This window comes from Trichocoleus sp. FACHB-262 (assembly GCF_014696035.1).
GTDB lineage: Bacteria > Cyanobacteriota > Cyanobacteriia > FACHB-46 > FACHB-46 > Trichocoleus.
On record NZ_JACJPK010000079.1, the window covers coordinates 39,118 to 61,527 of the forward strand.

Genomic DNA, 22,410 nt, shown 5'->3' on the forward strand with positions numbered 1-22,410 from the left:
AATAGAGGGATTTAAAGTTATTTAACCTACTATCACTCCCAGGAACTTCCATGTCAGTTCGATACAATTCTGTAATGCAATTGACTTCTTCTTCTAGTTTGTCGGAAACCGACGAAAGAAGACTATTGAATGATTTTTCATATGAATTCGGCTGGACACCTAGCGACAGATTAGAAGTTCCAGCTATTGAAGAAGTTTCAAGCATACACTTGGTTGTTGAACACGGACTTGAAAATCAGGCAGTTATTAGCTTTCTTAAAAAACCCCACCATGAATTGAGCGCCGAAGAACAGAGAGGACTTCTTAGTATTTCATATAACAATTTAGTTGATTGGCATGTACAAATACAATCAGATCAAGTGATCTACACCTTTAATCGCTTCTATCCTTTCCAGATGACTAGGCGTGAATATATATCAAAAGATAACTTAGACTTTTTAACCAGTGAAGTTTTTCAGCAAATAATTGAGGATAGACAAAATTCCAATCTTCCATGCTTGGATGATGCTTTGATTGAAACAATATCATTTTGGAAAAGGAATCTCTCAGCCGAGCTGGGTTCTGAAAATATAACCAACAAAGAACTTTCTTCGTTATTCAACGCAATTATCTTTGTTAGAGCAGTAGAAGATAATTACAGAAGTGCTCTTTTGAGAAGTAATTCAAACGTAAGAATCGATAACCAAGTTCTTCTGCAAGCCGTCAGAGAAATGGATTCTGGTGAAACGTTCAGCGGAGTTATCAGACAAGCCTTAAATATGCTTGAACAGCATAATATCTCTCAAGAATTAATAGATTTTCCTGCTCTGGAAGCTTTTAATCCACTTAATAGAGAGTTGCTTTTCGACTTGATAAGAGACTTTTATAAAATTAAGCATGCAAAGCCATATGAGTACGACTTTTCTTTAATGTCCAAGCATGCTCTTAGCCGAATTTATGAGAAGTATACTAGTGTCCTAAAGCGAGTTGAGTCTGACCAACTTTCACTTTTGACTACTTTGCCGGAAGAAAGTAATAACCGAGCATTAGGTAGTATCTATACTCCTCAATTTATTGCACGCTTCTTTTCTCGATATTTGAGAGAACAAGTATCTCATTACCAGTTTAGAAGGCTTAAAACTTTAGAACCGTCCGTTGGATCAGGTATATTCCTGAGGACTCTATTGGAGTATCAATGTGATCTAACGCAGGAAGGCGTTACCACAGAATTAATTAAACAAGCCTTTAATAATGTAGTAGGCGTGGATATTGATCCCAATGCCTGTCATGCAACAATTTTATCTTTATCTTTGCTTCACTTAGTTTTAACAAACCAGCTTCCGTTAAAGTTAAATATTCATAATTGTGAAGCTATTACATACTATCAGGAGCAAGCTAACATTCGGTCTGGATTTAATGCTGTCATTTCTAATCCTCCGTTTATCTCGTTAGGAGATCAGGCTGAAGAGGTAAGAGAGCAGTTATCAAAATTTATAGGTAATCACGGAAGAGGAAAACTAGATTATTACTTGGCTTTTCTTAAGATTGCTCTAGACGCTTTAGAGCCGGGTGGATACGGTCTTTTTATAATACCTCACGGTTTCCTGGTAAACGCAAACTCAGGAGGAATAAGAAAGCTTTTAATTAGTGAAGCTTGGATTAGATGTATTGTTGACCTGTCTGGAGTCAAAGTTTTTCCAGAAGTTGATACTTATGTTGTGCTCCTGATTTTTCAAAAGAAATTTAGACTAAACCCTGAACCCAAGGCGATGATTGCTCAATGCCGTGCTTTAGTTAGTGAAGCATTTCATGCTGTCCTAGAGGACCGAGAAACCGATACTAAAATGTATACAACCTTTAAGGTAAATCAGAGTGCTTTTAATGAAGACACTTGGCCCCTTCTGCCACCTTCGGTCTGGTCAATTCATCAGAAGTTAAAATCTCTGCCTAAGATTTCTAACTTTATGGATATCAAAGTAGGTGTTCAGACGGGTAGCAACAAAGTGTTTATTTTTGATGAGAAAGCAGTACCTACTGAGGAAATAGACATTTTTATTCCTTATCTTCCTGACAAGGAAATGCTTCCATATTCGGTACCTAAAACTCCCTCTCAATACCTGTTTTATCCCTACCGTCACGGTCGCAGACTTTCATCTGATTATATTAGCAAAAACTTTCCTAAAACTTGGAAATTGATTGCAAAACAACAGGAAATCTTGAACAAGAGATCTGCTGTTCAGAAGAATCAGATTGAGTGGTGGCAACTTGAAAGGCCTCGGCATGACTATATAAAAATGCCAAAGATTTTAACTCCACATCTAGTTATTCGGCCACGCTTTTCCCTAGATTTAACTGGTCAATATGGAGTTATTAGATCCCCGGTTATTTTACCTAAAAGAATCAACGCTCGAAATATTTTGGATGGAGAAACCTTAAATGAGGGAGTATCAGATGAAGAAATATCTAAGGAATTATTAAAATATTTTGTAGCTATATTGAACTCAACAGTTTGCTATCGATATATCTCTGAAAATGCAAACCGTTATGGAGGTGGCTACACAATGCTTGAACCAAAAAGATTACAAGACACTCCTGTGCCTGATCCAAAGTTGGTTGCTCCTAAAATCTTGAATAGACTAATCTCGTTAGTTGACATTCGCTTAGAAGCCAAGGGAAAGAACATGATAGAGATCGAAGAAGAAATTGATAATATTGTCTCAAATTTATATGGATTAACTCGTGATGAAGCTATGAGTTATCAGATAAAGCATGATTCGTAGTTCTATGAAAATAGTTATTTCTACAAGTAATCAAACTAACACTACTAAAAAGAAAAGGAAAAACCTAGATCAACTAATTAGAGAAAGAGAAGAGATTGTCAAAGAGGTTGTAAAACCTCTTGCAAGCAAACCAAATGAACTGTATGTAGAGCGAGAGCAGAGTACCAGTTTATATATAATAAGTATTCGTGACAAAGTTAAGTATCCAGGAGGATATAGAAGTCATAGGTTTAACACAATTGCTCCTGGCCTTGTTGCTGGCTACTTTGAAATGTGGAGAAGAGCTATAGAAGAAAAAGAAAACGCTCCTAATGAATATTTCTATTTAGATAGAGCTTACTTACATTTTTATTTACCTAAGAAGAAGGAAAACACAGAAGAAGAGTTTTTTCTTCTGCATTGTGATCCAAATGATGACGGGCAACATGCAATATACAAGCAAAGCCTTCATTTACATATCGAATGCCATGATGCACCCTCACCTCATTGCAACGTTTGGCCGCGTAGCCATATAGCTTTAAACGTTGGCATGCAAGACCAGATATTGGCAAGCGTTGAATCTCTAACCGAAGCCCTTAGAGCGGCAGTTTCTATGTTAAAAAATCAGGTGTTAGAAAATGATTATTGGCAGTCTATAGGAAAATAGATGTTTTGCCTCTCTCGGCTAATCTATAGACAGCTTTAAGATGGTACATAGAGCGCAACCAGGAGGCCAATATACTTTGACAGCATTAAGTCATTAGCTTCTTTATAATCATAATTGAACCAATTTTTAAGTATAAGCTGCCAGGGCGTGATTGCTGCACTTTCTGCCTTGCCCCCTTCTAGCCTATATAAATTATCCGGTTATTCAGAGGATCTTATCGGTAATTTGCGTCTGGACTTTCAGTGTGATTCTATGTCAGAGTCTGCTACCACTCAATTTATTGCTTAGGCCTTAGTTACTTGGGCACACAACAGCTTCGCCAATCCTACAGACCTTTCTCTTGCCTCTATAACCAACTTTTCAGGGAACTTCTCGTAGAGATGAAAACCGTCCCGTCGTCATCAACTACAAATTTAAACTCCTCAACGGCAACCTGGAAGGAAAAACAATCCCCCTCCACCTCGTAGGATCGCCTCACTTCTTCCAGATTAACTGTACACTGGCCCACTGTAGCAGCGATCAATGCCTCTATTGAATGTTGCAGTCCAACTTCTGTTATCTCAAATGCAGCCTGAGCTTCACTGTCAATCTTCTTCCGCTTGCTAATTCTGTTCGCTCTTCCTAGACCGTGCGCGTCTGCCTCTTGGAACCCTGATTTTTCTAATTGACAACTTCGGGGCAGGGTTGGTCTTTGTGAAGTAGGGGCTGAGGTCGAGGTCATAGGCGTGATCACCCAGTAGCTCTTGCAATCGTTCCCTAATGTCTTGGAATGCAGAATCCAAAATAGCGCCCATGCAGTAGCCCTCGCCTTCTTGCGTGATCCTATGTATCCGCGCCTTGACCAGCTCTATAAAGCTACCTTCAATCGGGGTGCTGTACTCTTTCGAGCCTTGCTGCACAGCCCTTGCAATCAGCTCTACTAAGTTCTGTAGGGCAACCTCCTCTTCTCGGGAGGAAAATTTGAAGTTCATACTGCCACCTCAGCTATGTAACAGTTGCCATCGAACACGCTCCCCGAGCTTCAATCTTGTTTGAGGCATCTGGTGAAGAAACCTTTCTAATAACAATTGCACTCGGCACAACTCTATCGAAGCCATTATTCAACTACAGCAGATTATACATTTTGTAGGCTATAGCCTACAAAACTTAGACGCCAGCCTGTAGAAAAACGGAGCTAACGTCCAGCAGCATTATGCGGTGACGAAAAATGATCAAACAACTATCAGACAACGCTTTGGCAGAGCCATCCGGCGACGACGGCGAGGATTAGATATTTCTCAAGAGAAGCTAGCGGAGCTAGCTGAACTTCACAGAACATACATTTCGGAGATTGAAAGGGGTGAGGTAAATCCTTCCCTAGAGACTATAGACAGGCTAGCAAAGGCACTTGACACATCGATTGCCCAGCTCTTTGCTGACTACAGTATCGGGTAGTTTACAAGTCTACGCTCAGCACGTTGATACAAACTTGTGAGGTGTAAGAAAATCAAATCTCTTGGTGCTGCGTTCAGACGCCACCAACTTCGTTTTGATATCTCTATGGGAAGTCAAACAACTAGATTGCAATCGCTTCTACGAAGCAACAAAACTTTTAAGTATTTAGTGAGCGAGGATAGCTAACAATTCAAAACTGCAACTGTCTATTCTTAAGAAGCTGAAATTATTGATAGGTGAGAATTCAGCTTCTTAAGACTATATTTCAAATTAATAGCTTCGCAGCACCATATTAGGATGCTGCGAACTTAGCAAGTTCTTCAGGTACGAGTAATAAAAAACTCCTAGACCTTAGCTAATGTTACTCTTTGTGGTTGATCTTGATATTTACCGCTACGAGCAGCATAGGTAGTTTCGCAAGGCTCTCCTTCTAAGAATAAAGCTTGGACTACCCCTTCGTTGGCATATACTCGGCAATCAGCACTTGAAGAATTACTTACCTCGAGCGTCAGCCAGCCAATCCAGCCAGATTCTCCGGGGGTTAGGTTCCAGATAAGCCCGCAGCGCGCGTAAGTGGATTTTCCAATAAATAAGCAAGTAATGTTAGGAGGAATTACTAACCTTTCTAGGGCAACTCCTAAACCATAGCTATGTGCTGGAAGAATGAAGTAGTCCCCGTCTTCATCTGATTGGAGTGGTACAGACTCCAGGTTACCGGGATTAAACTTTTTTGGGTTGACTACTGTACCAGGTACATGCCGAAAAACCTTAAATTCTACGGGGGATAGCCGGATATCATACCCGTAAGATGAGAGGCCATAACTAATGACTGAAAGCGGAACACCAGAGTCTGGCGTAATACTACGAACCAACTTAGGTTCAAAGGGTTCAATCATTCCCTGTTGAGCTCTCTCTACAATCCAACGATCATTCTTTAACATTCAGCATTCCCACGTCTTGAATTAGAACTAAAAGTCTATAAACACCAAGTTGACTTGCAAAGATTTTCCTTAGCAAATTGATAGGAGATTGCCTTAATAAATAGTGAAAGTTAAAGCAATTGTGAATTCTATCTATCCAAGTGATGATTGTCAATACCTTTACTTACGTCCTATGAATAAGCCGGATCAGAACATAGGCGCAGGATTAAAAAAAGTTTTTAGGAAAAATGGTCTTCTTTAGTGAAAATTTTCTTCTGCTTGAAAGCATCAATTTCTGCTCTAGCTTGTATCAGAATTTTCTGTAAATGTTGATTCTGCCTCTCTAACTCAGCAATCTCAAGCTGCTGAGTTTCGATGGTGTTGAGCAGCTCTGGGTTGGCTAACCCGTAAACTACTTCTAATTGACCTCTCAACCCTCTGTTCTCAATTTCTAACTTCTTTACTCGTTCTTTCAGTGTTTTGATAATAGTGTCTTTTGATGAATCAGATGGCTTTAAATGTGGAGGAACAGTTTTTTTGGAGCTAGATTGATTGCGTAATTCTTCAATCTTGTCCCGAATAGCTTGATTATTGTAAAGCCATGTGCGTGACACATTAGCTACTTCTGAAACTGTTGCAAAGCTAATTTCTTTTCGTTCTTTAAGTAATTGATGTATGGCAGTATTTACACGCTCAAAAGTTTGCTCCCGCTTTTTCTGAGCAGCTTTTTCAATTCCTTGCGTGTTAGGCTGTCGGAGCGTCATTAGGTACCTCTAATGAATTGAGTAGCTTGTCTAAGGCTTCTATTTTATCCTTTGCTTGAGTCGCTCTAGTCCTATAGCCTTCAGCCATTCTCACTTGTCCCGCTTCCTGACACTTTAGTGCCTCAGCTTCAAACTGCTTGATTTCTTTATAAAGTTGAGCTTTATCATTTTTAAGGTTGGTTAGCCTCTCAACTGATGGCCTAAAATAAGCACAGCTATAACAAGCATGAAACTTTGGGCAGCTTTGAATTGCAGGCAGGGTGCAATGACCATTGTGGACCTGCTGCTCCAACATTTTTTTCTTCATCTCCTTATGCTTTGGAGAGTCTAATTTAGTTCGCTCAATGTTTACGACTGCTCCTGTAATATCTACAATGTTTGATGATGATTGCTTCCATGCATCTTTGAGAGTTTTATCATACAGTTTTGCATACACAAGTGTCATTTCTGGCGACTCATGCCCCAAAATATCCTGTACCATTACCAGAGGCATTCCTCTATTAATTAATTCACTAGCTCCAGTATGTCTAAATCTATGGGTTTTTGAGATTGTATAGGGCTCCCCGTTATAGGTGATTTGCCTATCTTGAACAAGTTTTCTTAAGGCTTGTCTAAAAGTGTCTGCATAAGGTGCTCTTGGCTCATATCCAAATGTTCCGTCTTTTCTTCTTCCTCCACTTCTAGAACAAAATAGATACTCATAATCACTACTGAATGTATCTTTAATAAATTTTTGCTGTAATTGAATCATATTTGCTACTTCTTTTTGTAGCGGAATTGGGTTGTGTTCTTTATCGAGCTTATAGTCCCAAAAATGTAGCCACCAATCTCCTTCAGAGTCTTGGCGAAGGCAGTCTAACCTCATCCCACAAACTTCTGACACCCGAATTGGAGCAGCCATCATTATGATGATCATTCTCGCGTGCTGCCACCATAAACCATCAAGGTTATTAACGAGCTGCTCAAGAACTTCTTCTGGAATGATTTGCTCAAATGTTTTTCCAGACTTCTGAAGCCGGGGAAGATCTTCCTTGAAAACTAAATTTGGGTTGGTGATGTCTAACCAATTAAAACGATCAGCCAAGCCAATAAAATCATCAAGGACTATGAGTGTTTCCCTGGCTAACTCCCTAGAATAATTTTTAAGATAGACTAAAAAATCAACTACTACTTTTCGATTAACATTCTGTGAGCTGATTTCTGGATATTGCTCATTTAGAAAGACTGCAAATTTCTTGATTTTGTCAAGTTTTGATAAGCACGTATTCGCTGCTTTTGTACTCAGATCAAACCTTAAATATTCTTTGGCAGCTTTCTTGAGCCAAGGATGCTTAATAGCTTCAAAATTAGCAGTAAACCAGTTTGCAGAGGGAGGAAAATCAATCCCCATCGCCCTTAAGTCCCAGTAGTCTGAATTGTAATCAAATACCCTGGGAGAGTTCTTAGGCTTGTCTTTAGTAGAGTCTGAGAAGTGTCTATTGCAGTCCTTACAGCGGTACTTTTGTTGATTTCCTCTGAAGGTAACTCTATTGATTCTTTTGCTCTGGCAGTCCGGGCAGGGTGGATAGTTTGTATAGTCTGAGAAAAATTCTTCACATGAGTTACATCGGTAAAGCTGACCACTTTTCCTCATTCCGTACTTTTTGACATCATCAGAGTCACAGTGTGGGCACGGTGGATAAATAGGTCTCGGTTGATCTTTCGTTAGTTCAGTAAATGTCCGTTTGCAATCATTACAATTATACTTCTGAGCTTTAGTGTATTTACAAACACCCTTTTTCCTAATCCAGTTACTTCTACAATCTGGGCAAGGAGGAAGACCTAGTGTTTGTTTCTGCCGAGCTATTTGATCTCGCTGAACCTCTTTCGTCGAATCTCCAAATCTTCTATTACAAACTTTATTTTTGCAGATGTATTTTTTTTGTCCTTGAACAGAGCCACCCCCTCTTGAGTCACTACCACAGTCCGGGCAAGATGGATAACTCTTAACTATTGGAACTTGGAATTCAGCAGGACACTCCGTGAGCTGTGGTTGGGTCTTCTGAGCATTAAGAAAGCGTGTACTTTCGATAAGTGCAGTTGATTCTCTAAAACTTCTTAGGCATTCGTAGCATCTGTACTTTAATTCACCAGTTTTATGATGCTTGCCCCTTTTATGCACTTGATTACTACCGCAGTCTGGGCAGATTGCATTTTTTAACTCCTTTCTTGGTTGATTTTTCGTAGATTCTCGGAAGGCTCGACGGCACCTAATGTTTTTACATACATACTCTTGAACGCCTCTTGATGTAGTTCTTGAGCCTGACTCACCTCTGCAATCTGGGCAAGACGGATAAGTGATTGGCGTTTCTACTTGGAGGACTGAGTCTGTGAGATGTGATTGTGGCTTGATAAGTGTCATTTATCTCGTGCTTCCAAATAATTTTGATAAGCATTCTTAAGCGCCTTTGGCCTGACGTGTGTGTAAGTATTGATAGTTGTTTGTATAGAAGCGTGACCAAGCCGCTCTCTGACAATTAACGCATCTACACCAGCTTCAATGAGTTCAGTTGCATGTGTGTGCCTAAACATATGTGGATGAGCTTCTATAATGCCCGTTTTCTTTCTGAGCCGCTCAAATAAATCAGCTACTGTTGAATAGCTGATAGGATGTCCTATCTTCCCTTCCCAAATATTGACAAATACGTAGTCAGTAATAAGTTCTTCTGGATAGTCATACATAAAGTAGTCGGAATAGAGATTCATTAACTCTATTGACACGTCAATTTTGTAAGACTCTTTTCTTTTAGTTCTGGCCTGATTAACGTTTTCTCTAGGCACTATATGAATCTGATTATCCCAAGGTTTGAAGTCTTCATGCCTAAGCCCTAACGCCTGCCCAATCCTCATTCCAGTTTCATGAAGCAAACTGAGCAGTAATTTATCTCTACGATTGTTACAGGCAGTGATTAGAGCTTCAACTTGCTCTCTTGTGAAAGTTTTTACGCCTTTCCGAGCTTCTTTGAGTTTAAGTAGCTTCTTTTGAGCCGGTTTATGCTTTGTAATATGATGTAAAAATGGCTTGAAACGCTTGCTTCCGAAAGATGAAAAGTTAGTATAAAGCTGGAGGTTTTCTACTTCACCAGAGCGACCTTGAAAGGTGTAAAAGCTATAAACAGCCGACAAAATTGTGTTGATTGTACGTTCTGTTCGTTTTGCTCTACAAGGCTGTACTGCTAGATTGTTAAAGTCACGATGCCGCAACCAAGTAATGAAATTACTTAATTCGTCTACTTTAATAGTTTTCCAATTTAGCTGATTGTTCGATAGAAACTCCCAGTAAAGTTTTAAGTGCCTTGCATACGCTTGAATTGTATTTGGGGAAAATTCCAAAGCTTCACAATACTGTAAATAGCGCCGAATAGGTTGAATAGGAAGATAGTCATCTCCTATGACTATCCAGCTCAGTTGTCCATTCGGGTATTTAATGCGCTGTACTTGCATACCGGTCACGGTTGTTATTGATGTATGAGTCTATTACAGATAGAACGTCTTCACGTTGTTTACTTTGATGACGTATAGAAAACACGCTTAATAAGGTTTACACAAGGACTAAAAAACGTCCCTGAGAGGGACGTTGTTGACGTTGATGACATAAATTTTGTACCCCTTTATAAAGCCTCCGCAGGGGTCAGGTTAGCGATGATGCCTGCTCTGGCATAGGTTGACTTGCCAATGCAGATTACCGTGGCATTGGTAGGAACTTCCAGTCGTTCTAGCGCTACCCCCAAGGCATAGGAGTGAGCAGGCAACACAAAATAGCTGCCATTGCTGTCTGTATGGAGCTTAGTTGGCTCTAAATTTTCTGGGTTGAAATTCTTTGGATCAATCACCGTGCCCGGAATGTGGCGGAAGATGCGAAACTCAGCAGGTGATAAGCGAATGTCGTAGCCGTAGCTTGAGAGGCCATAGCTAATCACAGGGCGAATCGCTAAGTTGGCATCTCCAGAGACTTCCCGAATCAACTGCGGCTCAAAAGGCGTAATCATGCCCTTTGCAGCCATTTCTGTAATCCATGTGTCGTTCTTAATCATCCCGCTTCCCCCAAATCCGAATCCCATGTTTCCCAAAGCAGAGTTAAATTACACCCATCGCAGTCACTAGGGCAATATTCTGTGCTAATTTGTGACTTCTCACTGACTTCTAACTAATAGTTGTGAGCCTAAGGTTGGTGGCTGCGGCGGAGTTCTGTGATTTGATCAGCAACATCTAAGATGGCTGGAGGCATTTCTGGCCCCGTCAAAATCACATCTACATGACTAGGCCGCTTCTGTAAGAAAGCCAACACTTCTGTTTCTGGAATTAAGCCAAAGTTGATCGCCAAACTTAATTCATCCAAGACAACCAGATCGTAGTTGCCCTGCATCACCACTGATTGGGTATGATGCCACAAATCTAGAAGCGATCGCATTTCAGTTTCGTCTAGATGAGGTGTATCGATGCAGCGGGGTAAATCGCAGCGAATCCAGTCGAGGTTTTGCCCTAGCCGTACCGGATGCTCGTGCCCCTGCCCAATACCACCTTTGAGAAACTGCACCACTAAAACTGAAGTGCCTTGCCCGGCGATGCGGAGCGCTTGTGCCATCACACTTGTGAAAAAGCTGCGATGCGAACAAGTAAAAACCTGTACCAATCCTTCGATCGCGTGGGGGAAGCGGCGACTGACTTCTGCAACAGTTCGACGTTCTCCAAGACCTTGCGTTTTGAGTGAATTCAGGGCTGGGGTTTCAATTTGGGAAACCATAAGGCAGGTCACGATCCAGTCAGGACTTTAAGGCGAGCAGTTCAGGCAGTAGATGCAGCGTAGAAAGCGAAATATAGCGTAGATTGCTCCGAACTCCCCCCATCAAACACTAGATGTGTGAGTCCGTCAATAGTCGTTTTTGGATGCATTTCTATTAAGCCAAGTCTAAGCCTAGAAAACATCTAGAGCAGGACAGAGCTAGAGAAGCTTAATGAAGCTCCATGAATCTTGGGGATTGCTGCCGAAATTTATCGTTTCTCACGAACTTCAGCTAATAATGAGAAAAACTGGCAGCAGGTAGGAGCATAGGGCCGTGAGATTGGTGATTCTGGGTGGGCCAGGCGCAGGCAAAGGAACTCAAGCTCAGCACCTCTGCCGTCATTTTGAGATTCCCTTAATTTCCACAGGAGAGATGTTGCGACAGGCGATCGCGGCTCAGACTCCCCTCGGTCAGCAAGTCCAAGCTTTTGTTGAAAAAGGCGAATTGGTCCCTGACGAAACCATGATTCAACTGATGCGGCAGCGACTGCTGCAAGCCGATACCAGTCGAGGTTGGCTCTTAGAAGGGCATCCCCGCACCGCTTTTCAAGCCGAAGAATTAGATTTTCTCTTAGAAGACTTAAATCAGCACCTGAACCGAGCAATCTGGCTAGACGCGCCGGATGATGTGTTGATGAGCCGCTCGATCGCTCGACAACGCAGCGACGACACGCCAGAGGTGATCCAGCACCGAATTGAGTCATTCCGCGACTACACCATGCCCATGCTGGACTATTACGAACATCGCGATCGCTTACTCAAAATCAACAGCAACCAATCTATCGAACAAGTGCATCAGGAAATTTTGCAGCACCTACAATGATCGGCAGGATGCTGCAAACCACAACTGCTGTATCCTAACTGATGCGTTTGAGGCAAAGGCGTGAATTCAGAAGGGCTCCTTACAAAAATGGCATTCCAGCGTACCGACGGTCGCCAACCTGACCAACTGCGTCCCATCAGCTTCGAGCGTCACTTCACCCGGTTTGCTGCTGGCTCCGTGTTGACCCGTTGTGGCGATACCCAAGTTCTTTGTACGGTCACCATTCAACCCAAAGTACCCAGATTTTTGGAAGGCAAAGGTCAAGGTTGGCTGACCGCAGAATACCGCATGCTGCCCGGTGCCACTCCCCAACGTCACGAACGAGAATTTCTTAAGCTGTCTGGGCGCACCCAAGAAATCCAGCGCTTAGTTGGCCGTAGCTTACGGGCTGCCCTCGATATGGAAGCCCTAGGTGAACGCACAATCACGATTGATGCAGATGTCTTGCAAGCCGACGCTGGCACCCGCACCACCGCCATCACCGGAGGCTTTGTCGCCCTCCAAGACGCGATCGCCCAACTGATCCAAAAAGGAGACCTAGAGCGATCGCCCATCCGCCACCAAATCGCCGCAGTTTCAGTCGGCTGGCTAGAAGACCAACCCATCCTCGACCTTAACTATGTAGAAGACGTAGCCGCCAAAGTAGACCTCAACGTCGTCCTCAACGACCAACTAGGCGTGATTGAAGTCCAAGGCACCGCCGAAGAAGGAGCCTTCAGCCGCACCCACCTGAATCAGATGCTAGATCTAGCCGAAAAAGGTATCCAAGAGTTATTTGAAGCCCAACGTCAGGCGTTAGTGGATTGATCTGCTCCCCTAGCCCCAATTCTGGAGGGAATTAGAAACTAAGTGTCTATAACTTGCCACTGATAAGACTTGCCACTGATAACTAAAGCCCTTCTGGAGGAGGTCTGGAGGACGCAGCCGTCCTTCAGCGGGGGTTTGGGGGCGAGTGCCCCCAAGGCTCGGATTTCACAATGCCAAATCTAGAAACCCCGCCTGCTAGTCGTTTTAAGCCAAATCACAAACAGTTAAAAATCATTGCGGTTCCCCCAGCCATTAAACCACATACTAAATTGCTATATCCCAGGACAGCCAAGGGTTTGACGCGATCGCCCCCTCTCCCTAAGCCCAATGTGCCTACACTCACCTTCCCGCCATCTTTGAGACAATCAAAAGCGACTCACACTATAAACCCATCACACCCCACGATTGCGATCGCTGAGCCGTTACTTCCTTGGTGCCAGAAGGTGTAAGAACTTTTTGCTAAAGGTTTTGACTTCTGCAATTTCCCTCAGCGGAGTGGTCGATGACAACCGAGATTAAGGGACACCGGATATGAAATTGGCTTACTGGATGTATGCAGGCCCCGCCCACATTGGCACCCTCCGCATTGCCAGCTCTTTCAAAAATGTGCATGGCATCATGCATGCTCCCCTAGGAGATGACTACTTCAACGTCATGCGATCAATGCTAGAGCGGGAGCGAGACTTTACCCCAGTAACCGCCAGCATCGTAGACCGCAACGTCTTGGCCCGTGGCTCTCAAGAAAAAGTAGTAGATAATATCACTCGCAAAGACGCAGAAGAGCATCCTGACCTGATCGTGCTGACTCCCACCTGCACCTCCAGCATTCTGCAAGAAGATCTGCAAAACTTCGTCGATCGTGCCCAAGAAGCTTCCGTCGCTGATGTCCTGCTAGCTGACGTGAACCATTACCGCTTCAACGAAATGCAGGCTGCCGATCGCACCTTAGAGCAAATCGTGCAGTACTACATCGCGAAGGCCCGCAAAAAAGGCGACCTCCCGGAAGGCAAAACCGCCAAGCCCTCCGTTAACATCATTGGCATCTCCACCCTGGCGTTTCATAGCCACCACGACTGCACCGAGCTGAAGCGGTTGATGGCTGACTTGGGCATTGAGATCAACGAGATCATTCCAGAAGGAGCATCTGTTCTCAATCTCAAGAACCTGCCCAAAGCTTGGTTTAACTTGGTGCCTTATCGCGAACTCGGCTTGATGACAGCTCGCTACCTCGAAAAAGAGTTTGGCACTCCTTATGTAGACATCACGCCGATGGGTGTAGTAGAGACGGCGCGTTGTATTCGCAAGATTCAACAAGTCATCAACGCCCAAGGTGCAAACGTTGACTACGAAAACTTTATCAACGAGCAAACCCTGCATGTCTCGCAAGCAGCCTGGTTCTCTCGCTCCATCGACTGCCAAAACCTCACAGGTAAAAAGGCCGTAGTCTTTGGCGACAACACCCACGCCGCCGCCATGACCAAGATTCTGGCCCGTGAGATGGGGATTCAGGTAGTCTTAGCAGGCACCTATTGCAAGTACGATGCTGATTGGTTCCGCGAGCAGGTCAGCGAGTACTGCGACGAAATCTTGATTAGTGATGACAATGGCGCAATTGGAGATGCGATCGCTCGCCTAGAACCCTCGGCCATCTTTGGCACCCAAATGGAACGGCACGTCGGCAAACGGCTTGACATTCCCTGTGGTGTGATTGCCGCCCCCATCCACATCCAAAACTTCCCCATCGGCTACAAGCCATTCCTTGGCTACGAAGGCACCAACCAAGTCGTAGATTTGGTCTACAACTCCTTCACGCTTGGCATGGAAGACCACTTGCTAGAAATCTTCGGCGGCCACGACACCAAGGAAGTGATTACCAAGGGCATCTCTGCCGACTCTGACCTCGGTTGGAGCCGCGATGGCCTAGCTGAACTGAACAAAATCCCTGGTTTTGTCCGTGGCAAGGTGAAGCGTAACACCGAAAAATTTGCCCGCGAACGTGGCATCGGCGAAATCACCGCTGAAGTTCTCTACGCAGCCAAAGAAGCGGTTGGTGCTTAGCAATTAGTAGTTAGCTATTAGCTTTTAGTTATTCTGGGGGTAGCCATTAAGGTTATCCCCTTTATTTTTGACAAGGTTCTTTAAATGACCGCTCGCGAGCAAATTAAGCAAGAAATCGATCGCCTCAATGAAGAACAGCTTAATCAAGTACAGGATTTTATCGCTTTTATCAAATTCCAAAATAGACGAGCAATGAGTGCTTTCAATGATAAACAGCTTGCTGATTTGTATAATGAATCCGCTGCAGAAGATCGAGAATTCGCTGAAGTCGAAATGAACGGTTTCGGAGAAATGCTGCAACAAGAAGACATCAGATGAACGTTAAGCGAGGCGAAGTTTGGCTAGCGGACTTAAACCCAACTCAAGGTTCTGAGCAGTCTGGTATGCGGCCAGTCATTGTTTTTCAAAATGATTTGATTTCCAGATTTAGCACTACAGCGATCGCAATTCCATTAACAACCAACTTCCGCCATGCTTCTCTACCAACTTGTTTGCTAATCAGTCAGGGTGAAGGAGGTTTAGCTCAAGATTCAGTTGTTTTATGCCACCAAATACGAGTTCTAGATAAAACTCGATTACAACGAAAGCTTAGCGATCTCACACCTCAGAGCTTCAATCTCTTAGAAGAGGTTGTGCTTCTAACTTTAGGATATTAATTCGGTTCCTATCAACTTTGGCAACAAAAAGCGATCGCCCTTCCCCAAACTTATCTAACCGCTACTAATTGTTTGTCTTAAGGGCAAACTATCGCGATTGAGTTGGGCTTTGAGGGTTTCTAGATAGTCGATTTGAGATTTGAAATCAGCGGCAGTTTTTTTCCATTGGACTTTACGGTAGAGAGCAGCGCGGGCTAACTCCTCTCGGCCTTGTTTCAGAGCCGCTAGAGCCACACGGTGCCAAGTGTTCTCTTCTTTTTGCGCGTGTTGATACTGCGGTCGGAGCGTACTTTCTGCCGAAGCAATATTGTCTAGCGCTTGGCGGTACAACTCCATAGACTTAGCTGGAGATGAACTGTCGATCGCCTCATTGATCAACTTGTCAGTTCCAGGCAAGCTAATTCTGACCGCATCTAAGCCAAAGTTGCGAAGTTGAGCACTTTCATTCACTCCGGTTTTGCACCAAGTGGTAAAGTGCTCACAATTGTTGGTCGTGAGATTGTAAGCTGATTCCCCAATGCGGCTCTCGGCTCGTTGTATTACCACATCGGGAAGATAGGAAGTGGTGTAGCGCTTCACATAGACGGGTTGCCCCATCGCAAACTCCGCCATTGAGGTGCGCGAAATCCGAGCAACTTCGGTTTTGCGGTAGTGAATCACTGTGCCGTCACCACAGTCGATGCCGTGATGCTCATAGAGACCCGGTAGCCCCATGAACTCGCGCATCACGTAGATCTGATCTCCTCGTGCCATGAAATAAATATCCTGTCTAGAACTGCTGATCTGCCAACTCGATCCTAGACTGCAATTTGGGCGATCGCCGTTGCTACCTCACGCGCAGTTGTGTAGCGCTCTTCTGGCTGAGGATTGGTAAGCGTGCGAATGATGGGAATTAAAGCAGGCGGCAAGTCAGGAACATACTCAGCGTAGAGCCTCGCGCCTTGGTCCCGATGGCCGTAAAACAAGCTAGGGTCTTCCCCAGTGAGCAGATAAATCAGGAGCGGGCCGAGAGCGTATAAATCAGATGCGATCGAGGTTTCACCCACTTCTTGCTCAGGGGCCATATACCCTGGTGTGCCAATGGGTTTGCCAGGTTCGACTGCCGCAACCTTGACTGATCCAAACCCAATTAAAGCAATTTCATGTCCGTCGCCTGGAACCGCTCGTCTAATTAAGTGCTGTGGCTGTAAGTCTCGATGCAGAACTGGAGGCGTGAGGTTGTGGAGATAGTCGAGCGCTTCACAAATTTCTGTCATCCAAGCGATCGCCTGGGCCAGAGGTATGGGACCACTCGCGGCGACGTCTTGGGCTAAGCTGTGCCCGTAGATCAACTCCATCGCCAAATACGGCTGCCCCGATACGGCAAAAGTATTGATTAACCGTGGCAACCCAGGATGATCAAATTGCTTGAGTAAATTGACTTCCTGCGCCAATAAGTCTTTAGCTTGCGGATGGTCCGACCATTCTGAATTTAAGGTTTTGAGCACGACGCTCTGCCCGTCTCGCCAAGCCCAGTAAGTAATGCCCATTTCGCCGTGATTCAGCGTCTGCAAGACCTGGTACTTGCCCAAAAGCTGCTGAATCTGAAGCGGTTCGCCACAATCTAGGCAAAAGCGTAGTTCCGGGCTAGCGCGCTGATGTTGACAACTTAGCTTGGTGGCTGGAACTGGAGAGATTTTAGTAGGTTGAAGTTGCCGCTCTCCAGCAACGGTGACAACCTTTCTTGCGCCCGTGGTTTGAGTGGAATCGGACTCTTCTAGGGGAGCGGGTAGTCGCAAATGCGGAGGCACAGGAATCGTGCTGACTTGAGCGCTAGTCTCTTCTAAAACATCGCTAGCGTCTTCGTCTAGTTTGGTTCGTGCTTGTTGAGCCAAGGTACGCTCTCCAGACAGCGTTTTAGGCAGTTCTTTCATTGCCTCCGCTCCAATGCGAATCTGAATATTCGGCCCAGAGCGGGCAAGCCGAATAATTACCCCATCAATGACAGGCGCGTGCGTGATGCGCTTGCCCTCTAAGTAAGTACCATTGGTTCCGATGCTGACAATTTCCCAACTAGAACCATTGCGCCGCACTTCAACATGGTGACGCGACACTACTGCACTGTAGAGCACGACATGATTGTCCGTTGACCGCCCAATTCGAATCACTGGCTCTTGATCGAAGACCCAGGTTTGCACCGGAATATGCTGGAGAGGATGGAGGAGAGTCAGAGTAATCACACTGGCGATGCTAAGTCTGAAATAACAGAAGTATCGCAGCCGGAGCAGCAATAACTTTAGAGCTTTTCTATATCCTAATCCTAGGCGGCTTTAACTCAATTTCGTTGAGCAATTTTCCATCAATTGATGGTAGTTCAGAGTTGGCAAAGTGAGCAATTATTTGTTTTTTATTTGCAAACGCAGCCTAGAGGCTAGAGGTCTTACGTCGCTAGCTCTCTAGTAATTTTAATTCGATAAAATTGTTAAGAAGTTATTAAGAAATCTGGAATAAAAAGGTAACGCGATCGCCCTTCCCTAAAGAAATGCGATCGCCTGAGCGCAAGCGATGGCGATTGCCCAAGGGGATCAGCATGTTGTTGATGTAGGTGCCATTGGAGCTACCCACATCCTCAATGTAAAACGCATCTCCCTCCACCCGAATATCCGCATGGATACGAGAGACGATTTCTGAGTCAGGAAACCCAGACACATCAATATCTGGAGGAATGCGATCGTTCCACTTGCCGATGTGGATGAGAGACAACTGGGGGGGCAATTCCAGAGGCGTATCGGTGCGTAAATGCAGTAGTTTGGCCGTCTGTTGTTGCAGCCGCGTGTGGGAGTCGCTAGAGACGACCGGAGATGGCACGGGAAAGTCACTTGCAAGGGGTGGCGGGAGTAATTCCTTGCCTAGTGATCCAGGGAGAGGCGCAACATCAGGCAGACTGTTGCCTAATTCATTGCCCTCTGGCCCCAAAGAATTAGTAGTAAATAGATCTGGCTGACTGGCTGAACTAGAGTTACCGGGTGTCGCTGCTCCTACAAATTCTACAAAGGAGGGCATGGAGGTTTCCTCAACACTCGGTAGCGGGGTATTGGTGCGTAGGTTAAAGCCACATTGACCGCAGAAATTAGCATCGGTCTGTACAGTTGCACCACAGTTGGAGCAGTTGGTAGTGGCAGGTAACGGGGTGTAGCAAGCCTCGCACTGCACTGCGCCTTCAGGATTTTGGTGGTTGCAATTGGGACAGACAATCATGAAAGTTTCTCTTCTGCCGAAATCATGCCAGGGGATAACCAGACAGCTAGTACTCAATCTTAACCATTTATGGCTTGTCCAGCGGCAGCGTCAAATAACCACCAAAGTTCTCCTTGCGGTTGGACTAAGCGAGCTGGATAGGTCATGGCATCGGCTGTAGGGGCAAAAATTTCTTTGAGAGCGGCTTGCTTGTTGGCACCAGCCACTACAAATACAACGTATCTGGCGGCATTAATCAGGGGAGCAGTAAAGGTGAGGCGTGGCTGACCATCTTTATTTCCCACAGTAATCAGCCGATCTTGCACTTGTAGGGCTGCTGTATGTGGAAACAAAGATGCCGTATGTCCATCATCCCCTAAGCCCAAGAGAATCACATCCAAAGCAGGCAAGGCTTGACCCTGTACCTGTAACACTTCTCGCAGGTGAGATTCGTAGTCTTGAGCCGCGATCGCTGGATCAGCAGCCTCAGTTGGCATCGGGTGGATATTCTCAGCCGGAATCTGGACGCGATCGAGCCAAGCTTTACGAGCCATCCCCTGGTTGCTGTCTGGGTGATCGGCAGGAACGTAGCGCTCATCGCCCCAAAACACATGGATTTGGCCCCAAGGCAAATCTTGAGTCGCGAGAGCTTCGTATAGCGGCTTAGGCGTACTCCCACCGGACAGGGCGATAGTGCATTGTCCTCGCTCTGCGATCGCCGCTTGAATTTTTTCTACAACCACTTCCAGCGATCGCTGAATCAGAGCTGTGGTGTCTGGCAAAACTTCTACAATTTTGTTCATTGGTTTTTGATGAAGCAGGTCTATAGGCATGGTAGGGGTGATGCAGTTCTATCATGCTGGCATCAAGGATTTCTCAAATATTCCTTATGTATAAATAATTGAGCTTTAACCTAAATCAGCCTTGTTGGGTAGATACAGAGCTTAGAGTTGCGTAACTGTTTTTTCAGATTTGCAGGCTAGGGACCATCCGAGTCGTAAGCATCACCTTTAAACAGCTCCCAAATCTACCTAACTTAAAACTGCTAATTAATTTTCTGTGTAACTAATATATTGACCGCTTTAAATCAATCTAGCTTTCAGTGATATGGCACGATTTATCACTGACTAGTTAGGTTGAATTTAGATAAATGGTTGCCAGTTATGGCGCGATCGCAGGAGGGAAATACTGTAACTAGAAACTTCCTAGTTGCATTTATAACAACGATCGCGCCCCTGTCAATACTTAGATAAATTAAAAAATGAATTATTAATGATTGCTTAAAGGCAATTTTAAGAGGAACTAAAAGTTACCTGAAAGAAGTAAATTGATTTGGAATTTAACCTGTTACGTATTTATAATTTCCTCTGACCCGCTAACCTTGACTTGTCTAGACTGAAAGAATTTACTAGCGGTTGTACTTGACACATTGTCCTGTTTGCTCGCAAGTGAACAGGGATAACAAACGAGTATGCTGAATCTAGCTCAGCTTGAAGCAGACAATCACTAAACCACTCTGAAGCCCAATGAAAGCAACTGATAGCCGTCAACTCTCTGCGATCGCCTCCCAAACGCTCAAATACGTGGGAATCATTTTGATTCTGGCTGCTCTGATTGACTATGCCGTGTTGCTGGTACCCTCCGATGTACCCGCCAAACTCAGCAGCTTAGAAGGACTGAAATGGCAAATCGCCCTATTTAGCCAATTTGTCGATCGCGGAGTTGTGCCACTGCTGGGTTTTGTCCTCCTATTTACTGGAGTTTGGGTTGATAGTGTTTCGGGTGCACCTCCAGAGCGACAAAAAGCTTGGCAAAACATCAGCTTTGCTTCTCTCTTGCTAGCCAGCCTGTTGGGTTTTGTCTTCTTAGTGTTGTCTCCTTTGCATTTCAGCAACACCTACCGAGCGAACCAGCAAACCCGGACACAGATTTCTCAAGAAGCGGGACAAGCAGAGGGACAACTCAATCAACAACTGCAACAAATTAACAGCTTGGTCAAAAGCGACTCGCAACTAAATCAAGCGATCGAGAGTGGACAGATCAAAGGGGAACAGTTAGCCCAAGTCCAAGCTCTAAAGAGCCAGATTCAGCAACAACTCCAATCTGATCCACAAGCACTCGATAAAAAAGCGAAAGATGCCCAAACTCAAATCCGCACTCGCCGCCTTGATTTAGAAAAACGTGCCAATGCTGAGTTTCTCAAGTCTGGATTGCGGGTAGGACTCAGCAGTTTGCTCCTAGCAATTGGGTACATTACGGTTGGTTGGACTGGATTGCGGCAATTGGGAGCCGGGTCTCGGAAAGCGGCTCGCTAAGTAGTTCTTCAAGAGTATCTCTGGCTGCACGAGCCTAAGAGCACTGACATGCCTGCTGATATGCCTAAGGCTGGGGGGTGCCTCTCTACCAACGCAATGCTTCTGCTGCACTAACCTCCCCTCACCCAAAAAGCTGAGCTATGTTCTCGATTTACATCCTCACCTATAACGAAGAAACTGAGATTGCGGCTTGTATTGAGTCAGCTTTGCTCTCAGATGATGTGGTTGTGGTTGATTCCTTGAGCAGCGATCGCACAGTAGAGGTGGCCCAGCGCTATCCTGTCCGAGTTGTGCAGCATCAGTTCGAAAGCCACGGACAGCAACGAACTTGGATGCTCCAATCAGTTCCGGTCAAGCATGAGTGGGTTTATATTCTAGAGGCAGATGAGCGGATGACGCCAGAGCTGTTTCAAGAATGCCTCACAGCGATGCAAAGCCAGGACTACATCGGCTACTACGTAGCTGAGCGAGTGATGTTCCTAGGTCAGTGGATTCGGCGCAGCACACAGTACCCCCGCTATCAAATGCGGCTCTTCCGCCGCGATCAGGTTTGGTTCGATGACTACGGCCACACCGAGCGCGAGGTGTGTAATGGCCCCACCGGATTTCTGAAAGAAACCTATCCCCACTACACCTGCGGGAAAGGCTTGAGTCGGTGGATTGATAAGCACAACCGCTACTCCAGCGACGAAGCCCAAGAAACCCTAAAGCAGCTAGAAACGGGCACCGTCAAGTGGCAGGATCTATTTTTTGGCTCGTCCGAAGTAAAACGACGGCGGGCGCTCAAAGATCTATCTTTACGGTTGCCCTTCAGACCGCTGATTCGCTTTTTCTACATGTATTTCTTGCTGGGCGGCATTCTGGATGGCCGAGCGGGGTTTGCTTGGTGTACCTTGCAAGCTTTTTATGAATACCTAATTCTGCTCAAAGTTTGGGAAATCAAGCACTTACCGCCGCCCGTGGTGTCAGAAGATGATGTTTTGGCGATCGCTGAACCTACTGAAACTGAAATAGGTTCTGTGACGGTCAATTGACAACTGTATTCTTGATTCCATAAATATCAAATCCATAAAAGCAGTATTCTCGGATACATAGCAGGCCGCAAACAGGTAATAATTGCTCTAAGATATGCCTTTGGTTATCGGATGCAGTCCTGCTGCTCCGGTAATTTTTGGAATAAACATTAAAAT

General features: G+C 44.9%; 22 protein-coding genes. 11 read left to right on the forward strand and 11 right to left on the reverse strand.

Going from position 1 to position 22,410, the window contains the following annotated elements:
- The first annotated feature begins 50 nt into the window (after nucleotides 1-50).
- Together H6F68_RS16040 and H6F68_RS16045 are read left to right on the forward strand one after the other, a co-directional pair.
- Nucleotides 51-2,759 carry an Eco57I restriction-modification methylase domain-containing protein gene (locus H6F68_RS16040; RefSeq protein ID WP_190560492.1) on the forward strand — a complete coding sequence of 903 codons (2,709 nt, stop codon included), beginning with the start codon at nucleotides 51-53 and terminating at the stop codon, nucleotides 2,757-2,759.
- Nucleotides 2,749-3,405, forward strand: a complete 657-nt coding sequence (locus H6F68_RS16045) for a hypothetical protein (RefSeq protein ID WP_190560494.1) — start codon at nucleotides 2,749-2,751, stop codon at nucleotides 3,403-3,405. Before H6F68_RS16040 ends, H6F68_RS16045 begins: the two co-directional genes overlap by 11 nt.
- Before the next feature lie 602 nt (nucleotides 3,406-4,007).
- Here the strand turns inward: H6F68_RS16045 and H6F68_RS16050 are convergent.
- Nucleotides 4,008-4,376 carry a hypothetical protein gene (locus tag H6F68_RS16050; RefSeq protein WP_190560496.1) on the reverse strand — a complete coding sequence of 123 codons (369 nt, stop codon included), beginning with the start codon at nucleotides 4,374-4,376 and terminating at the stop codon, nucleotides 4,008-4,010.
- Nucleotides 4,377-4,602: 226 nt separating this feature from the next.
- Here H6F68_RS16050 and H6F68_RS29815 point away from each other — a divergent pair, with 226 nt between their 5' ends.
- A complete protein-coding gene (locus tag H6F68_RS29815; protein ID WP_190560498.1) occupies nucleotides 4,603-4,839 on the forward strand; it encodes a helix-turn-helix transcriptional regulator in 237 nt (78 codons plus the stop codon).
- Nucleotides 4,840-5,183: 344 nt separating this feature from the next.
- Here the strand turns inward: H6F68_RS29815 and dcd are convergent, their stop codons facing one another.
- The 6 genes from dcd to H6F68_RS16085 all read right to left on the reverse strand — a co-directional run bounded on the left by dcd (nucleotide 5,184) and on the right by H6F68_RS16085 (nucleotide 11,306).
- The gene (gene dcd, locus H6F68_RS16060; RefSeq protein ID WP_190560500.1) at nucleotides 5,184-5,780 is read right to left on the reverse strand and encodes a dCTP deaminase; all 597 of its coding nucleotides are present in this window, start codon (nucleotides 5,778-5,780) and stop codon (nucleotides 5,184-5,186) included.
- 218 nt (nucleotides 5,781-5,998) lie between these two features.
- Entirely contained in the window at nucleotides 5,999-6,523 is a 525-nt protein-coding gene (locus tag H6F68_RS16065) for a DUF6262 family protein (protein WP_190560505.1), read from the reverse strand.
- Nucleotides 6,504-7,913 carry a tyrosine-type recombinase/integrase gene (locus tag H6F68_RS16070; RefSeq protein ID WP_190560508.1) on the reverse strand — a complete coding sequence of 470 codons (1,410 nt, stop codon included), beginning with the start codon at nucleotides 7,911-7,913 and terminating at the stop codon, nucleotides 6,504-6,506. The genes H6F68_RS16065 and H6F68_RS16070 overlap by 20 nt, the downstream gene beginning before the upstream one ends.
- 1,007 nt (nucleotides 7,914-8,920) lie before the next feature.
- Complete coding sequence (locus tag H6F68_RS16075; RefSeq protein WP_190560565.1) at nucleotides 8,921-10,006, reverse strand: tyrosine-type recombinase/integrase; 1,086 nt, start codon at nucleotides 10,004-10,006, stop codon at nucleotides 8,921-8,923.
- 167 nt (nucleotides 10,007-10,173) lie between these two features.
- Nucleotides 10,174-10,596 (reverse strand): dCTP deaminase domain-containing protein, encoded by a 423-nt coding sequence (locus H6F68_RS16080; protein WP_190560510.1) that lies wholly within the window; start codon nucleotides 10,594-10,596, stop codon nucleotides 10,174-10,176.
- Between the two features lie 128 nt (nucleotides 10,597-10,724).
- Nucleotides 10,725-11,306 (reverse strand): P-loop NTPase family protein, encoded by a 582-nt coding sequence (locus H6F68_RS16085; protein ID WP_190560512.1) that lies wholly within the window; start codon nucleotides 11,304-11,306, stop codon nucleotides 10,725-10,727.
- A 313-nt stretch (nucleotides 11,307-11,619) separates the two neighbouring features.
- Here H6F68_RS16085 and H6F68_RS16090 point away from each other — a divergent pair, with 313 nt between their 5' ends.
- The 6 genes from H6F68_RS16090 to H6F68_RS16115 all read left to right on the forward strand — a co-directional run bounded on the left by H6F68_RS16090 (nucleotide 11,620) and on the right by H6F68_RS16115 (nucleotide 15,689).
- Nucleotides 11,620-12,168: an adenylate kinase gene (locus H6F68_RS16090; protein WP_190560514.1), complete on the forward strand. Its 549-nt coding sequence runs from the start codon at nucleotides 11,620-11,622 to the stop codon at nucleotides 12,166-12,168.
- An 87-nt stretch (nucleotides 12,169-12,255) separates the two neighbouring features.
- On the forward strand, nucleotides 12,256-12,975 hold the full coding sequence (gene rph, locus H6F68_RS16095) for a ribonuclease PH (protein WP_190432395.1): 720 nt from the start codon (nucleotides 12,256-12,258) through the stop codon (nucleotides 12,973-12,975).
- Between the two features lie 170 nt (nucleotides 12,976-13,145).
- Entirely contained in the window at nucleotides 13,146-13,424 is a 279-nt protein-coding gene (locus H6F68_RS16100; protein ID WP_190560516.1) for a hypothetical protein, read from the forward strand.
- A gap of 82 nt (nucleotides 13,425-13,506) precedes the next feature.
- Nucleotides 13,507-15,033, forward strand: a complete 1,527-nt coding sequence (bchB, locus tag H6F68_RS16105) for a ferredoxin:protochlorophyllide reductase (ATP-dependent) subunit B (protein ID WP_190432398.1) — start codon at nucleotides 13,507-13,509, stop codon at nucleotides 15,031-15,033.
- Between the two features lie 84 nt (nucleotides 15,034-15,117).
- The gene (locus H6F68_RS16110; RefSeq protein WP_190560518.1) at nucleotides 15,118-15,351 is read left to right on the forward strand and encodes a hypothetical protein; all 234 of its coding nucleotides are present in this window, start codon (nucleotides 15,118-15,120) and stop codon (nucleotides 15,349-15,351) included.
- On the forward strand, nucleotides 15,348-15,689 hold the full coding sequence (locus H6F68_RS16115; protein WP_190560519.1) for a type II toxin-antitoxin system PemK/MazF family toxin: 342 nt from the start codon (nucleotides 15,348-15,350) through the stop codon (nucleotides 15,687-15,689). The genes H6F68_RS16110 and H6F68_RS16115 overlap by 4 nt, the downstream gene beginning before the upstream one ends.
- A gap of 54 nt (nucleotides 15,690-15,743) precedes the next feature.
- Here H6F68_RS16115 and H6F68_RS16120 read toward each other — a convergent pair whose 3' ends face one another.
- The 4 genes from H6F68_RS16120 to pgl form a co-directional block, all read right to left on the reverse strand.
- Nucleotides 15,744-16,442, reverse strand: coding sequence for a lecithin retinol acyltransferase family protein (locus H6F68_RS16120; protein ID WP_190560521.1), 699 nt, complete (start codon nucleotides 16,440-16,442; stop codon nucleotides 15,744-15,746).
- 44 nt (nucleotides 16,443-16,486) lie between these two features.
- A complete protein-coding gene (locus H6F68_RS16125; RefSeq protein WP_190560523.1) occupies nucleotides 16,487-17,908 on the reverse strand; it encodes a protein kinase domain-containing protein in 1,422 nt (473 codons plus the stop codon).
- Nucleotides 17,909-18,161: 253 nt separating this feature from the next.
- A complete protein-coding gene (locus tag H6F68_RS16130; protein WP_190560525.1) occupies nucleotides 18,162-18,926 on the reverse strand; it encodes an FHA domain-containing protein in 765 nt (254 codons plus the stop codon).
- 59 nt (nucleotides 18,927-18,985) lie between these two features.
- Nucleotides 18,986-19,708, reverse strand: coding sequence for a 6-phosphogluconolactonase (pgl, locus tag H6F68_RS16135; protein WP_190560527.1), 723 nt, complete (start codon nucleotides 19,706-19,708; stop codon nucleotides 18,986-18,988).
- A 723-nt stretch (nucleotides 19,709-20,431) separates the two neighbouring features.
- Here pgl and H6F68_RS16140 point away from each other — a divergent pair.
- On the forward strand, nucleotides 20,432-21,220 hold the full coding sequence (locus H6F68_RS16140; protein WP_190560529.1) for an HpsJ family protein: 789 nt from the start codon (nucleotides 20,432-20,434) through the stop codon (nucleotides 21,218-21,220).
- A 140-nt stretch (nucleotides 21,221-21,360) separates the two neighbouring features.
- Nucleotides 21,361-22,254 (forward strand): glycosyltransferase family 2 protein, encoded by an 894-nt coding sequence (locus tag H6F68_RS16145; protein WP_190560531.1) that lies wholly within the window; start codon nucleotides 21,361-21,363, stop codon nucleotides 22,252-22,254.
- Nucleotides 22,255-22,410 lie beyond the last annotated feature (156 nt).

Excerpts from the sequence above, each read along its gene's own strand:
- H6F68_RS16075 (WP_190560565.1), bottom strand. The coding sequence starts at position 10,006 with ATGCAAGTACAGCGCATTAAATACCCGAATGGACAACTGAGCTGGATA.
- H6F68_RS16115 (WP_190560519.1), top strand. The coding sequence starts at position 15,348 with ATGAACGTTAAGCGAGGCGAAGTTTGGCTAGCGGACTTAAACCCAACT.
- H6F68_RS16110 (WP_190560518.1), top strand. The coding sequence starts at position 15,118 with ATGACCGCTCGCGAGCAAATTAAGCAAGAAATCGATCGCCTCAATGAA.
- H6F68_RS16130 (WP_190560525.1), bottom strand. The coding sequence starts at position 18,926 with ATGATTGTCTGTCCCAATTGCAACCACCAAAATCCTGAAGGCGCAGTG.
- dcd (WP_190560500.1), bottom strand. The coding sequence starts at position 5,780 with ATGTTAAAGAATGATCGTTGGATTGTAGAGAGAGCTCAACAGGGAATG.
- bchB (WP_190432398.1), top strand. The coding sequence starts at position 13,507 with ATGAAATTGGCTTACTGGATGTATGCAGGCCCCGCCCACATTGGCACC.
- H6F68_RS16085 (WP_190560512.1), bottom strand. The coding sequence starts at position 11,306 with ATGGTTTCCCAAATTGAAACCCCAGCCCTGAATTCACTCAAAACGCAA.
- rph (WP_190432395.1), top strand. The coding sequence starts at position 12,256 with ATGGCATTCCAGCGTACCGACGGTCGCCAACCTGACCAACTGCGTCCC.
- H6F68_RS16040 (WP_190560492.1), top strand. The coding sequence starts at position 51 with ATGTCAGTTCGATACAATTCTGTAATGCAATTGACTTCTTCTTCTAGT.
- pgl (WP_190560527.1), bottom strand. The coding sequence starts at position 19,708 with ATGAACAAAATTGTAGAAGTTTTGCCAGACACCACAGCTCTGATTCAG.
- H6F68_RS16070 (WP_190560508.1), bottom strand. The coding sequence starts at position 7,913 with ATGGGGATTGATTTTCCTCCCTCTGCAAACTGGTTTACTGCTAATTTT.
- H6F68_RS16145 (WP_190560531.1), top strand. The coding sequence starts at position 21,361 with ATGTTCTCGATTTACATCCTCACCTATAACGAAGAAACTGAGATTGCG.
- H6F68_RS16065 (WP_190560505.1), bottom strand. The coding sequence starts at position 6,523 with ATGACGCTCCGACAGCCTAACACGCAAGGAATTGAAAAAGCTGCTCAG.
- H6F68_RS16140 (WP_190560529.1), top strand. The coding sequence starts at position 20,432 with ATGAAAGCAACTGATAGCCGTCAACTCTCTGCGATCGCCTCCCAAACG.
- H6F68_RS16045 (WP_190560494.1), top strand. The coding sequence starts at position 2,749 with ATGATTCGTAGTTCTATGAAAATAGTTATTTCTACAAGTAATCAAACT.
- H6F68_RS16100 (WP_190560516.1), top strand. The coding sequence starts at position 13,146 with ATGCCAAATCTAGAAACCCCGCCTGCTAGTCGTTTTAAGCCAAATCAC.
- H6F68_RS16050 (WP_190560496.1), bottom strand. The coding sequence starts at position 4,376 with ATGAACTTCAAATTTTCCTCCCGAGAAGAGGAGGTTGCCCTACAGAAC.
- H6F68_RS16080 (WP_190560510.1), bottom strand. The coding sequence starts at position 10,596 with ATGATTAAGAACGACACATGGATTACAGAAATGGCTGCAAAGGGCATG.
- H6F68_RS16120 (WP_190560521.1), bottom strand. The coding sequence starts at position 16,442 with ATGGCACGAGGAGATCAGATCTACGTGATGCGCGAGTTCATGGGGCTA.